Genomic DNA, 13,974 nt, shown 5'->3' with positions numbered 1-13,974 from the left:
GCCGGAAGGTTAAGAGGAGGTGTGCAAGCACTGAATTGAAGCCCCGGTAAACGGCGGCCGTAACTATAACGGTCCTAAGGTAGCGAAATTCCTTGTCGGGTAAGTTCCGACCTGCACGAATGGCGTAACGACTTCCCCACTGTCTCCAGCATCGACTCAGCGAAATTGAATTCCCCGTGAAGATGCGGGGTACCCGCGGTCAGACGGAAAGACCCTATGAACCTTTACTGCAGCTTTGCAGTGGCATCAGAGACATTCTGTGTAGGATAGGTCGGAGGCTTTGAAACCCAGGCGCCAGCTTGGGTGGAGCCATCCTTGAAATACGACCCTGAATTTTTCTGATGTCTAACCGAGACCAGTAAGCCTGGTCCGGGACCCTGCATGGTGGGCAGTTTGACTGGGGCGGTCGCCTCCCAAAGTGTAACGGAGGCGCGCGATGGTGGGCTCAGGCCGGTCGGAAACCGGCTGTCGAGTGCAATGGCATAAGCCCGCCTGACTGTGAGAGTGACAGCTCGATCAGAGACGAAAGTCGGCCATAGTGATCCGGTGGTCCCACGTGGACGGGCCATCGCTCAACGGATAAAAGGTACTCTAGGGATAACAGGCTGATCTCCCCCAAGAGTCCACATCGACGGGGAGGTTTGGCACCTCGATGTCGGCTCATCACATCCTGGGGCTGGAGCAGGTCCCAAGGGTTCGGCTGTTCGCCGATTAAAGTGGTACGTGAGCTGGGTTTAGAACGTCGTGAGACAGTTCGGTCCCTATCTGCCGTGGGTGTAAGAGACTTGAGAGGATTTGTCCCTAGTACGAGAGGACCGGGATGAACATACCTCTGGTGCACCGGTTGTCACGCCAGTGGCACAGCCGGGTAGCTAAGTATGGACGGGATAACCGCTGAAAGCATCTAAGCGGGAAACCCACCTCAAAACGAGGTCTCATAGAGCCGTGACAGACCATCACGTTGATAGGCCGGGTGTGAAAGTGCAGTAATGCATGCAGCTAACCGGTCCTAATCGCTCATACTTCTCACTCCAAAACACATGCACAGAAATCAGCCACACACTTCAAACGCACCAACCACCACCCTCTCTCAAAAGACAGGGTGGGCTGGAAGACCTGGTGGCCATTGCGAGGGCCCTACACCCGATCCCATCCCGAACTCGGCCGTGAAATCCCTCAGCGCCTATGATACTGCACCTTAAGGTGCGGAAAAGTCGGTCGCCGCCAGGTCCCCCAGCCTACCCAACACCACACCAAATCCCCCAACATCAACCAAACACCACCGCGGGGTGGAGCAGCCCGGTAGCTCGTCAGGCTCATAACCTGAAGGCCGCAGGTTCAAATCCTGCCCCCGCAACCAACTTTAACGAACTCTCATCCCACGCCTCAGCTTCGTTGCCTGAGGCGTTTTTTGCGTTCTGGGCTTTTGTCGTTCGGCCCGCGTTTAAAAGCGCAATCAGCTTACCTTCCAACTCAATCCTGTGCTCCGCCCGCTCTGCGTCCCAAGAGACGATAATGCGGTCGATAAGGCTGCGCATGGCTTCAGACGATTCCAAGACTGTGTCAGGATGGGTTAGGCTCTCGGTGAGATTCATAATCGTTGCGCAGTAGATCTCTGCCAGATTTGGAGGCAGGGCAGGTGCTGTCGTCTGAGCCTGAGCCACGGCGTCACTTTGATGTTTCCGACGTGCTTCCAAAGCTTCCAGTTCGGCCTTTGTGGTTTCCGTGAAAATTCCTGCCTTAATGGCGGTCATCACATTCGCAATTTCTTTTTCCGTCCGCAAAAGTGAGGCTCGGAGGTGACGCACGCTCTCTTCTCGGCCTGCGTCTAAACTCCGTTGATGCGCGGCATAGCGGTCAGAAAATTCCTGGACTGCTTCGGGCTGCATCAAATGCTCTTTGAGGCCATGGACGATGGTGTGTTCCAACACATCCTTGCGCAGGCCTTTGATCCCCTGACAGACCGTGCGGCCTTTTTCTCTCGCGTTGGCACAATAAAAGCGGCGCACGCCGCTGCCCGCGATGTTCATCGTGCCACCACAAGCTCCGCAGCGGACCAGGCCCGAGAGGAGGTAAGTGGGACGGCGGCTGACATGGGTTCCACTCAGATGGGTGGCATCGCCAGTATCTTTTTCTGCACGGGCGGCATCAATCCGTCTTTGGCGCTCGCGTGCCGTGTCCCAGGCGTCTTGGTCCACGATGCGCAGGGCAGGGACCTCTTCTATTTTCCATTCGCTTTCGGGATTGAGACGGAAGATGCGTTTGCTCTCGCCTGGGGGATGGACATAGCGCAGGCGGTTCCAGACGCGTCGGCCGATATAGAGTTCGTTATTGAGAATGCCGGTGCCACGTTTTCTGTTGCCCTGGATCGCATTGGCCCGCCAGGTCCCATCCCCACGACGCGCTCCGTGTTGGGGCACAGGGATCCCTTCGGCGTTCAGGGCCGCGGCGATGCTGCGGGGAGAGACACCGCGCCCATACTCCGCGAAAATGCGTCGGATCACCACGGCCTGTTCTGGGACAATTTCAAGCTGTCCGGTTTGTGGGAGGCCGTTGGGTTGGATGGGAACCCGATAGCCGTAAGATAATCCCCCTGCTGAACGTCCCGACTCAATACGGCTGCTCAGGCCACGATGGGTTTTCTCGGCCAGTTGTCGCAGATAGACCGCGTTGATCGTGGACGAAAGCCCGATTTGCAGTTCGCTGATCCAGCCTTCTGATAGCGTGAAGAGGCGCACCTTTCGGTATTGGCACATCTCATAGAGATTGGCTGTGTCCTCTTGGGAGCGGGATAGGCGGTCTAAAGATTCCGCCATAACGATCGTAAACTCGCCATCGTCGATGGCGTGTCGTAGCTTTTGATATTGCGGGCGGTTTCTGACTGCGCCTGAGATGGCCTCATCGGTATAGCTGGCGATGACGGCCCAGCCTTCAGCCTCTGCGCGGCGCCGGCAATGACGGATTTGATCCTGTGCACTCGAAGCATTCTGCCGGTCATCTGAAAATCGGCCATACAGGGCAACACGTTCCGTCATCGTTCTGTCTCGTCAACTTAATCCGCTCAAACTCACTCAGCGCGATCTTCCGCTACATGTCCAGACCAAGCGGGCAGATGTGTTGTATTTAAAAAGGATTGTCCCAATCCTGCTGTGCGATCTCATATTGTGCTTCTTTGCGCTTCACAGTCACTTTTTTGCCGCTCTTCTCAATTTTAATAGCATTGCTGTCTTTGGCTAAGAACTCGAGATCGCGGTGCAGTGTAGTGCGCGGTGTTTGGGAGAAGTAGGCTTCAATCTCTTGACGCAAAATGGGGGTATCCCCCTTTGTGCTCCACTCCGTGGTCAAAAACGCAAGAATGTCTTGCCGTCTCTTTGCTTCTTGTTGTTTGCGCGGGGACGGTTTGCGCTCATAAGGTGCCCGGACTGTGGTGCGGCCGTTCGAAGTCCTTTGTATTTCGGGGGGCGTGCTCTCATCGGATGGTTGAATCCTAACGGGGACCTTTCCAAGAGCCTGTGCAGCAGTGGTGCTCCCCCGTTCTGGGACAGTGCGAAGTTCGATATGAATGTTGGGTGCGCGGGCTGCATCTCTCTGTTTGTGAATATCGAGCTCAATTTTTTGGTGCAGATCGTCCGTACCGCCGCTGGAAGCTTTTTTGCGTGCACGCGTCGTTTTGCTGGGATCCAGCAAGTGGATATGGGTGTCGACGGCCGCTTGAAGGACAGAGCTTCCGCGCTCAATGGGGCGCCAGTACTTTCCTTGATGATGGATAACCAGCACGCATGCGCCAAGTTGAGTCCGAAGCTCGTTGAGCCCATTAACGAAACGACTCATGTCCCGGGCGCTATTTTCGTCACCATCCATCATATCAACCAGTGGATCCAGCACGATGAGGGCCGGGTTGGGACAGCGTTGTTTGATGGCCGTGATGAGTTTGCGACGTGAACGCATGCGATCAATCCGAATATCGGCATCATCGGATGTGTCGGGGATTAAGAAGGTCTCGGCTAAGTGCTTTTGCGCAGTCTCGCGAGGGATGCCGTGAAAGTCGCACCAGGCAGCAATGCGTCGGTGGATATTATGCAATGCTTCGCGCAGAACGAAGACCACGGGGCGTGGGGGGACTTTCTCATTCTCGGGCGAAACCTCGGTGAACGCCTGCTGTCCGAATGCGACGGACAAGCCAATATCCAAGGCAATAAAGGTTTTGCCGGTATTGGGTGCGCCATACAGGCAGACGAGTGCTTGTTCTGGGATGAGATTTTCAACCAGCCAGCAGGTCGCGGGGGGCTCGTGTAGATCCAGTGTGACCCACTTCATGGGGCTCGCTCCTGTCGGTCGTACAGGAAGAGCAAGGGTCACCACGCGTCATCCTGTCCATTGCTAAGGCTGATGCGAGCGCCCTCAACATTAAGGCAGGGCAGTATGTCCTGGCCTCCGTCATAGTGGTCACCGATCCTTACTTCGCGAAGATCGTGAAGGCCATCAGTGTACGTCGGGTCCGGCGCGGGACGCAGGGAGCTGTGCAGGTTGAAGCAAATGGGGAGGGCTACCGTATTCGCGTGCGGGATGCACATGCCAGCCTCTGTTCGCAAAAGTCCGTTTACCTGAGCCCCGTCCGGTATCAACCGAAGAAAAATGAAAAGGCGGTGGACCTCTTCATGCCTTGGCGTGACGGGCCGCTGGCCTTGGACGACCTCCAAACGCTGGACCACCGTACCCAGACGGGGCTCGCACGACGCCTCCTGCTCGCAAAATGGACAGTCCCCAAGGCGAAAGGAGCGGGGGATGAATGCTACACGCTCGCTTTCATCTACCAATGGGGACTGAAAGCTGCAGAGAGGTCAATGTATGACCTTGATGCCTGCTCGATGAGCAACACAGGCCGTTACGCAGCGCCTCTGTCCCCGGCTGCGCGCCGGAAGATTCCATGGAGCGCTATCCCTGCGCAGTACCATCATGATATCGCAGCGCAATTGGCTCCGGTCCCAGCGAATGATCGCTATACGGAAGAAGGGCCGTTCGGGTCCCTCATGCGTCCCTGGAAGGGAACGCTCTTCTGGATCAACCCACCGTATACCCAACGGCTTTGGGCGTGTTTCATGGAACATGCTCATCGGGAAGTGGAGCGAGATGGGCGTAAGCTCGTCGTGACGCTGGGGCCAGACGACAACTGTGGGCCTCATGCAGCACCGCTCTACGATCGCTATGCGTGTCGAATCACGTTGGAGCGGCAATTGCCGTTCTACAAAGTAAAGAGTTCGTCCATCGAAACGATTAGGAATAACCAAATCGTCGTCTTCGGGAGGGGGATGAAGATGCAGCGCTTCTTGTGCCGTCTCGCAACGGTCATGCATGCCGAAGGCGCGATTTCGGTCGAACAAAAGGCTAAAATCATCGGACAGGCTGAGGTCTACAAGCACTGACAACTGGGCGGGGAAGAAAGGCCCCGCCGCCTTAGGCGGCCATCGGGCGTGATGACGCGTTTGCATCACGCTGCGGACCCTGGGGGCGCATGAGTTCCTGAACAAAGCGCGCCATCGGGGCATTTTTAATGTCTCGGACACCCGCAATGAGCTCCCGTGGAGAAGGCGCGCGCCTCAGGCGCTGTGCGAGGGCTTCGGCCTTGCACACTACTTTTTCCAGATACGACATATTATAGCGGTCTAGGAGGTTGCGGGCGTCTTGAAGGTGCAGTTCGGCGACACGGATAGCCCAGCCTAAATCCCCGGCATCGATTTCTGGTGTCTCCTTCCCTAGGAGCACATGGTAGACGAGAGCATATTTGAAGCTCCGCCACAGGATCCGACGGAAGAAACTGGAGGGGACGGTGGTATGGTCTCGAAAGAGCCTCCGAAACTGCGTGCAATAGACCTCTATGGCCTCGGGGGAGGCGGTATAGAGCGAGTGAATGGTCGTGTTGCTCACCCTGTCCCAGGCCTCCGTTAAGGCTCTGGATGTGGGGGCATCGTCCATGGTGTAGAGCGGCATGGGCGGCTCAGGCCTGCGTTCGGCAATGACATATTGAAAACGCTGCATGAAGCCATCCAACATACTTTCCAGTGTGACATTTTGCAGGAATGTATCTGTGACCGTTGTTCCCAAAATCACCAGGGCCGGATCTTCAACCTCAATGGTCTGGCTTCGGGTGCGGCGTGAAATGGTTTGGTTGTCATAGAGCCGCAGCAGGTAATCGCGGATTTCATCCGCGTAGGTTTGGCTGTTGATCCGTTTGATCAACTGGCCCCACTCATCTTGGAACCAGGCTGCATGGTTGTGCTCTTGGAGGTCTGCGACGAACTGTGCGGCTGTTGTGACCTCAGGGAAACGTCGGAGCGCCATAACATTTTGCAGGACGCGGGTGGCATAGGTTTTACTCGCGCCGCTTTCGGCTAGAACAGTGGTCCAGAGGTCTGGACGGACCGTGCTTCCGGCAACGGAGATTTGGACATTTTGGTCGAGAAGCCAGGCCGCAATGCCGTGCAGGGCTGTAAAGGCCGGAATTTCCAGGGGCACATCGCAGCCGTGTTGAAAGCGATCAATGACTGTCGCCAGGAATGTATCAGGTGGGACAATGTCACGGCCACGCCATTTGGTGTTGGTCGTTTTAAAATTGAGGAAGCCCCGGAGTGTTTCTTGTTGGGCTTGCGTGAGGTTTCTTGGAATCTGATCGAAGATCGAGATTTGTGCAGATGTGGGTGATCGTCGGGCTTTCTTTTTGCGAGAGGGATGACGGGCCATCTTAGGCGCTCCTTATGCTGGATGGGGGGCGATACGGCGACGCATGCGCCGTACAGGACACCTGGGTCCAGAACGGGGGCGAGGGAAGCTGATGGCGCCAAAAAAATGCCAGCTGAGCGATTTTTATTCTGAATAGGGAATAATGCCCGCGACGATAGGGCCCCCGTCAGCGTCTGCATATTCAAGAAAGTGCCGGTCTGCTGCGGATTATCGGCCAAAAAACGCGTCAGCAACGCGTCTGCAAAAAGGGCGCTGGCTTATCGCTGGGGCAGAGCATGGCACTTGCCGAACGGCGGTTGCTATTGTTCCAGATACGAGGAACGTTGGCCGATAGGCACGAATATATGGCCGTTTTTGCCTTCGCACCGGAGCAACTGGCAACAGAGCCTATCCCAAGGCTGATTGCAGAACCAAGTCCTGAAGAGTAGTCGTCAAAGGACTATTGCCCTCGCATCAACTTTTGAGGCCCACATTGAACCAGACGTCCCACAGCAGCCTTGTTTCCTTCATCTGGCGCATTGCCGACGATTGCCTCCGCGATGTGTACGTACGGGGCAAGTATCGCGATGTGATCCTGCCGATGGTTGTGCTGCGCCGCCTTGACACGTTGCTCGAGCCGACCAAGGACGCCGTTCTGAAAGAGGTTCGGTACCAAAAAGAAGACATTGGCGCGACGGAGTTGGACGATGAACCGCTCAAGGATGCCTCTGGTTACGTCTTCTTCAACACCAGCCACTGGACCTTAAAGAAGCTGTACAACACTGCCACCAACAACCAGCAGATCCTCCTAGCCAATATTGAGGATTACCTCGACGGCTTCAGCGACAACGTCAAAGAGATCATCGGTCGCTTCAACCTGTTCGAACAGATGCGCCATATGGCGGAGAAGCAGGTGCTTTTGGACGTCATTGAGAAATTCGTCTCCCCCTGGGTCAACCTGACCCCGAATGACATTGAGGATCCGGAAGGCAACACGCTTCCGGGCCTCTCTAACCTGGGTATGGGATACGTCTTTGAGGAGCTGATCCGTAAGTTTAACGAAGAGAACAACGAAGAGGCAGGGGAACACTTCACCCCGCGCGAGGTGATCCACCTCATGACACACCTGGTTTTCGACCCGATAAAGGACCGTCTGCCCCGGATCCTGACGATTTACGATCCGGCTTGCGGGTCGGGCGGCATGCTGACCGAGGCTCAGAACTATATCACGGACGCAGATGGCCCTTTCCATGCCCACGGGGACGTTTACCTCTATGGCAAAGAGATCAACGACGAAACCTACGCGATCTGCAAATCCGACATGATGATCAAGGGCAATAACCCTGAAAACATCCGCGTAGGCTCCACGCTCTCCACCGATGAATTCTCCGCCAACCGCTTCGACTTCATGCTGTCCAACCCGCCCTATGGCAAAAGCTGGAACAGCGAGGTGAAGTACATCAAAGACGGCAAGGACGTCATTGATCCCCGTTTTCAGGTCAAGCTGGCCGACTACTGGGGCAATGTCGAAACGATGGATGCCACCCCGCGCTCATCGGATGGCCAGCTGCTGTTCCTGATGGAGATGATCAGTAAAATGAAGCCAACCAGCGCCAGCCCACTGGGCTCGCGCATCGCGTCAGTCCATAACGGCTCCAGCCTGTTCACTGGGGATGCGGGCAGCGGGGAATCCAACATCCGCCGCTTTATCATCGAAAATGATATGCTGGATACCATCATCCAGCTGCCCAACAACCTGTTCTACAACACCGGCATCACCACCTACATCTGGCTCCTGTCCAACGCCAAGCCCGAGGCACGGCGCGGACGGGTCCAACTGATTGACGCCAACCTCATGTTCCGCAAGCTGCGCAAGAACCTTGGCGACAAGAACTGCGAGTTCTCGGACGAACATATCCAGCAGATCACCGAGGCGTTCCTGAACTTCGCCCCTGTCGAGCGCCAGATCGACGCGGCGGGCGATCCGCAGGGCATCGCCGTGCAAGTCTTCGACAACGCGGATTTCGGCTATCACAAAGTCACCATCGAACGACCGGACCGCCGCCGCGCGGGTTTCAGCGCCGAACGCCTTGCCCCCCTGCGCTTTGACAAGTCCCTGCGCGAGCCGATGGAATGGCTCTACGACGAACACGGGGATCAGGTCTACCGGCCGGGCTTTCTGAAGGAGCAGGCCAAGCAGATCATCGCGTGGTGTGAGGAGGCTGGGCTAACCCTGAACGCCAAGGCGAAGGCCAAGCTGCTCGACACCAAGTACTGGGTCAAGCTGCGCGACCTGCTGGCCACGGCGACCCAGATCATGGGCGATGTGGGCCTTGAGGAGACCGACGACTTCAACGCCTTCCGCAAGGCAGTTAACGCCGCGCTCAAGGCGCGTAAGATCCAGCTGGGCGTGACCGAGAAGAACGCCATTCTGAACGCCGTCAGCTGGTACGACGAGACCGCCCAGAAGGTCATCGCCAAGAAGCACAAGCTGACCGGCGCCGAGGTTGAGGCGCTGACCACGCATCTTGGATGTGCGGCGAAAGATCTGGCCGATTTCGGTTGGTATCGGCAGAAGGATGGCAGCTACCTGGCCTATGAGAGCACCGCAGAGCTGCGCGATGCCGAAAGCGTGGCCCTGAAAGACGACATTCACCGCTACTTCCTAGCAGAGGTGAAGCCGCATGTGGAAGAAGCCTGGATCAACCTCGACAGCGTGAAGATCGGCTACGAGATCAGCTTCAACAAGTACTTCTACCGTCACAAGCCCCTGCGCAGCCTTGAAGAGGTGACGCAGGACATTTTGGCCCTGGAAGCAAAGGCCGACGGGCTGATTGCCGATATCCTTGGTGTCGAGGTTGCGACCACGCTGGAGCCAGCGGAATGACCATCGCGGCATATCCCAAACATGAGAGCTACACTGACTGCGGCATTGACTGGATTGGCGAGGTCCCATCGACATGGTCGATCGAACCCGGCCGCCAGTGCCTCTACGAAAGCAAGGAAAAGAATATCGGCATGAAGGAGAGCACCGTGCTTTCCCTCAGCTATGGCCGCGTGATCGTGAAGGATGAAGACAAGCTGACCGGCCTCGTCCCTGAAAGCTTCGAGACCTACCAAGTCGTGCAGCCCGGTGACATCATCATCCGAGGAACAGATCTTCAGAACGATATGACCAGCCTCCGCACTGGTCTGGCGCGCGATACAGGGATCATCACCTCGGCCTACATCAACCTTCGCCCAAAGGCTGATATCGACCCGAAGTTCCTGCACTACCTCCTGCATTCCTATGACGTGAAGAAGGTTTTCTACGCGCTTGGCTCCGGCTTGCGGCAGAACCTCTCATACGAGGATTTCAAATATCTTCGTCTGCCGATTCCAACCCCCCAGGAACAACGCGCCATCGCGGCATTTCTGGATGGGAAATGCGCGACGATTGACGAAGCGGTGCGGATCAAGGAGGAGCAGATCAGGCTCTTGGCCGAGCGGAGGCAAATCCTGATCCAGCAGGCCGTCACCCGCGGCCTGAGCGCCGACGCCCCCATGAAGGATAGCGGCATCGACTGGATCGGCCAGATCCCCGCACATTGGGAGATGAAGCGCCTAAAGGATGTATCTCGCTCAGTCAAAACGGGGAGGACACCTCCTTCAAGCTCAGCTATGGATTACTTCGAGGGCGGCACCATTCCGTGGTATACTCCCGGTGACGTTCAGGACGGCGGCGTTTTCGACGCGAGCGAAAAACGCCTGTCCCCAAGCGCTATTTCTCACGGGCATGTAGATATGTTCCCTGAAAATTGCATTTTCTTCATCGGGATCGGTGGAACACTTGGAAAAGCGAACATCAGCCGCGTACCCGCCAGTTGCAACCAGCAGTTTAACGTAATCGAACCGAACAAGGATATCGTCCCGGATTGGCTCTTGGTCTGGCTCAACGTTTCCCGCGACGTGGTTTTCAACCAGACTGACTACACGACAATGCCGATCATGAACCAGGCAAAGACGAAGCGCATTCCACTTCCTGTACCGTCCTTGGGCGAGCAGGAAGAAATTCTCAGAACTCTGAGGGACAGGGGAGCAAAAATTAACGCGGCCATTGCCCTCAAAGAATCCCAGATCACCGCATTACGGGAATACAAGACGAGCTTGATCAACGCGGCGGTGACTGGAAAGATCAAGGTATTGTAAGCGCCCGGCACCTCAACGGGGCGGGGTAGAAACTCATTTGAAAGCAACGCCATGAATGTCGCGGTCAGCAACACCAAGGAAATCGCCCTCGAACAGGCCATCGAGAGATGGCTTTGCGGCGCGAACTCCGAAGAGCTGGCCGCCGGGGCCATCGCCTCTGGCCCTTTCCGTATCGGCCAGCCCGCTGATTTCGACGCGCCCCTCGCGCTCGACCGTGCGAAGTTCTGGGAGTTCCTCGAAGCCACCCAATCCAAAGACCTCGACAAGCTAAAGCAGCACAACCCCGCCGACTGGCAGGCCAAGATCACCGGCCAGCTCGACAAGCTAATCAAGTCCAAGGGCCTGGTGCATGTCCTGAAAAAGGGCCTGCCCGTCGACAACGCGCATTTCCACCTGATGTATCCCGCTCCGCTGGCCAGTTCGGCGCAAAAGGTCCAGGACAACTTCGCCGCCAATATCTGGAGCGTGACGCGGCAGGTCCATCACAGCACCGCCAACCCGAATGAATCGGTGGACATGGTAGTGTTTTTGAACGGGCTGCCGCTGGTGACGCTGGAGCTGAAGAACGCCTGGACCCACCAGACCGCCCGCTACCACGGCCAGAAGCAGTACCGTGAGCGTGATGCAAACCAGACCCTGCTGCGCTTTGGCCGCGTGCTGGTCCACATGACCGCCGACACCGACGAGGTGTGGATGGCGACGAAGCTGGCGGGAGCCTCGACCTTCTTCCTGCCATTCAACAAGGGGCACAACGAGGGCGCGGGCAACCCGCCGAACCCGAAGGGCCACAAGACGGCCTACCTGTGGGAAGAGGTTCTGCAACCGGAGAGCCTTGCCGGGATCATCCAGCATTTCGTCCTGCTGGAGGGCAAGAAGACCGACCCGTTGGCGAAGAAGACGCTGATCTTCCCGCGATATCACCAGCTGAATGTGGTCCGAAAGCTGCTGTCCTACGCCGCTCAGACGGGCGTAGGGCACAAATACCTGATCCAGCATTCTGCCGGCTCGGGAAAATCCAACAGCATCACCTGGGCCGCCTACCAGCTGATCGAGACCTATCCGGCGAAGCTAGACCTGCCCGGCGCCAGAGCGCTGGACGCCCCGCTGTTCGACAGCGTGATCGTCGTGACCGACCGCCGCCTGCTGGACAAGCAGCTACGCGACAACATCAAGGATTTCTCCGAGGTCAAGAATATCGTGGCCCCGGCGCTGAAGTCCTCGGACCTGAAAGCAGCGCTGGAGAACGGCAAGAAGATCATCATTACGACCATCCAGAAGTTCCCCTTCATCATCGACGGTATAGAGGATTTGGGCGACAAGCGTTTCGCAGTGATCATCGACGAGGCGCATAGCGGTCAGAGCGGCATCGCCAGTGACAAGATGAATCAGGCAATGGGCGGCGACCCAGACGAAGATGACGCGCAGGACAAGATCGTGGCGGCCATGCAGGCCCGCAAGATGCGCGGCAATGCGTCCTACTTTGCCTTCACCGCGACGCCGAAGCCGATCACCCTAGAGAAGTTCGGTGAGCAGCAGCCGGACGGCCGCTTCCGCCCGTTCCACCTGTACAGCATGAAGCAGGCGATCGAGGAGGGCTTCATCCTCGACGTGTTGGCGAATTACACGACCTACAAGGGCTATTACGAGATCCAGAAGTCTATTGAGGACAATCCCCTGTTCGACACATCCAAGGCGCAGAAGAAGCTGCGCGCCTATGTCGAGCGGAGCCAGCAGACGATCAACACCAAGGCCGAGATCATGGTCGAGAATTTCATCGACAAGGTGGTCAACCCCAAGAAATTGCGCGGCAAAGGCAAAGGGATGATCGTAACCCAAAATATTGAGGTGGCGATCCGCTACTACAAGGCCGTACAGGCAGAGCTTGCCAAACGCGGTAACCCGTTCAAGGCGCTAATCGCCTTCTCGGGCGAGAAGGAGGTCGATGGGGTCAAGTACACCGAGAGCGAGATGAATGGCGTACCTGAGGACAAGACCCGCAGCGAGTTTGACAAGGATGAATTCCGCCTGCTGATCGTCGCAAACAAGTATCTCACCGGTTTCGACCAGCCGAAGCTCTGTGCGATGTACGTCGACAAAAAGCTGCAGTCAGTTCTGGCAGTCCAGGCCCTGTCCCGTTTGAACCGGTCCTCCCCCAAGCTCGGCAAACGGACCGAGGATCTGTTCGTTCTCGACTTCTTCAACTCGATCGAGGACATCAAGGCTGCCTTCGACCCGTTCTTCACGGTGACGACCCTATCCGAGGCGACGGACGTAAACGTCTTACACGAGCTGAAAGCATCTTTGGATGATGTCGGCGTCTACGAATGGTCAGAGGTAGAGGAATTCTGCAAAAGGTTCTTTGACGGCGAAGATTCCGAGAAACTCAGCCCCCCGATTGACGTGGCTGCCGAACGTTTCAACACCGGCCTGGAACTGGAAGACCAGGAGAAGATCGACTTTAAGATCAAAGCGAAGCAGTTCGTGAAGATCTACGGCCAGATGGCTGCAATCATGCCGTTCGAAGTGGAGGCTTGGGAGAAGCTCTTCTGGTTCCTGAAGTTCCTGGTCCCGAAGCTAAACATCAAGGACCCGAATCAGGATGCGTTGGATGATCTTCTCGAGGCCGTTGACCTTTCATCATATGGGCTAGAGCGGACAAAGCTAAACCAGACCATCGGCCTGGACACTTCAGAAGCAGAGCTAGATCCACAGAACCCCACCCCTCGCGGCTATCGCGAAGGAGAGGTGCAGGAAGACCCGTTGGAAGAGATCATCCGCAGCTTCAACGAACGTTGGTTCCAAGGCTGGAGCGCCACCCCGGAAGAACAACGGATCAAGTTTCTGAACATCGTTGAAAGTGTTCAGGCCCACCCCGACTTCGAAAAGAAATTTGATGAAAATTCTGATCCCTACAGCCGTAACTTGGCATTTGAAAAAATTATGAAAGAAGTCATGCTACAACGCCGGAAAGAGGAGTTGGAACTCTACAAGCTTCACAACCAGGACGAGGCGTTCAGATCTGCGCTATACCTAAGCGTCAAGGAGGCGCTGACACAGAGCCCGCGCTGA

Annotated in this window: 7 protein-coding genes, 1 tRNA gene and 2 rRNA genes (1 of these 10 running past the window's edge); 7 read left to right on the top strand and 3 right to left on the bottom strand. The window is 56.6% G+C overall.

The annotated features are described in order from the left end of the window. The 3 genes from GLS_RS01220 to GLS_RS01210 form a co-directional block, all read left to right on the top strand. Window positions 1-1,033, top strand: a 23S ribosomal RNA gene (locus GLS_RS01220); it begins 1,703 nt to the left of the window's first position. Window positions 1,034-1,115: 82 nt separating this feature from the next. Continuing rightward, a 5S ribosomal RNA gene (gene rrf, locus GLS_RS01215) occupies window positions 1,116-1,230 on the top strand. A 53-nt stretch (window positions 1,231-1,283) separates the two neighbouring features. Beyond that, window positions 1,284-1,360 (top strand) — tRNA-Met (locus tag GLS_RS01210). Here the strand turns inward: GLS_RS01210 and GLS_RS13625 are convergent. Both GLS_RS13625 and GLS_RS01200 read right to left on the bottom strand, forming a co-directional pair. After that, window positions 1,317-3,035 (bottom strand): recombinase family protein, encoded by a 1,719-nt coding sequence (locus GLS_RS13625; RefSeq protein WP_226986661.1) that lies wholly within the window; start codon window positions 3,033-3,035, stop codon window positions 1,317-1,319. The genes GLS_RS01210 and GLS_RS13625 overlap by 44 nt on opposite strands. 88 nt (window positions 3,036-3,123) lie before the next feature. Then, window positions 3,124-4,317 carry an AAA family ATPase gene (locus GLS_RS01200; protein ID WP_041110690.1) on the bottom strand — a complete coding sequence of 398 codons (1,194 nt, stop codon included), beginning with the start codon at window positions 4,315-4,317 and terminating at the stop codon, window positions 3,124-3,126. A 125-nt stretch (window positions 4,318-4,442) separates the two neighbouring features. Between GLS_RS01200 and GLS_RS01195 the strand changes: the two genes are divergently transcribed. Next, the gene (locus GLS_RS01195) at window positions 4,443-5,423 is read left to right on the top strand and encodes a hypothetical protein (RefSeq protein ID WP_041110689.1); all 981 of its coding nucleotides are present in this window, start codon (window positions 4,443-4,445) and stop codon (window positions 5,421-5,423) included. Between the two features lie 31 nt (window positions 5,424-5,454). Here GLS_RS01195 and GLS_RS01190 read toward each other — a convergent pair whose 3' ends face one another. Then, entirely contained in the window at window positions 5,455-6,738 is a 1,284-nt protein-coding gene (locus GLS_RS01190; protein ID WP_041110687.1) for a DUF3987 domain-containing protein, read from the bottom strand. Between the two features lie 472 nt (window positions 6,739-7,210). On the opposite strand from GLS_RS01190, the gene GLS_RS01185 reads away from it, so the two are divergent. Genes GLS_RS01185 through GLS_RS01175 form a run of 3 tightly spaced genes read left to right on the top strand, consistent with a single transcriptional unit; the run spans window position 7,211 to window position 13,974 of the window. Then, window positions 7,211-9,604 carry a type I restriction-modification system subunit M gene (locus tag GLS_RS01185; RefSeq protein WP_041110685.1) on the top strand — a complete coding sequence of 798 codons (2,394 nt, stop codon included), beginning with the start codon at window positions 7,211-7,213 and terminating at the stop codon, window positions 9,602-9,604. Then, complete coding sequence (locus tag GLS_RS01180) at window positions 9,601-10,905, top strand: restriction endonuclease subunit S (RefSeq protein ID WP_041110683.1); 1,305 nt, start codon at window positions 9,601-9,603, stop codon at window positions 10,903-10,905. Before GLS_RS01185 ends, GLS_RS01180 begins: the two co-directional genes overlap by 4 nt. Before the next feature lie 51 nt (window positions 10,906-10,956). Next, window positions 10,957-13,974, top strand: coding sequence for a type I restriction endonuclease subunit R (locus GLS_RS01175; RefSeq protein ID WP_041110680.1), 3,018 nt, complete (start codon window positions 10,957-10,959; stop codon window positions 13,972-13,974).

Origin of the sequence: Gluconobacter oxydans DSM 3504 (assembly GCF_000583855.1) — a bacterium.
GTDB classification, from domain to species: domain Bacteria; phylum Pseudomonadota; class Alphaproteobacteria; order Acetobacterales; family Acetobacteraceae; genus Gluconobacter; species Gluconobacter oxydans.
This window is presented reverse-complemented; position numbering and strand designations above follow the sequence as displayed.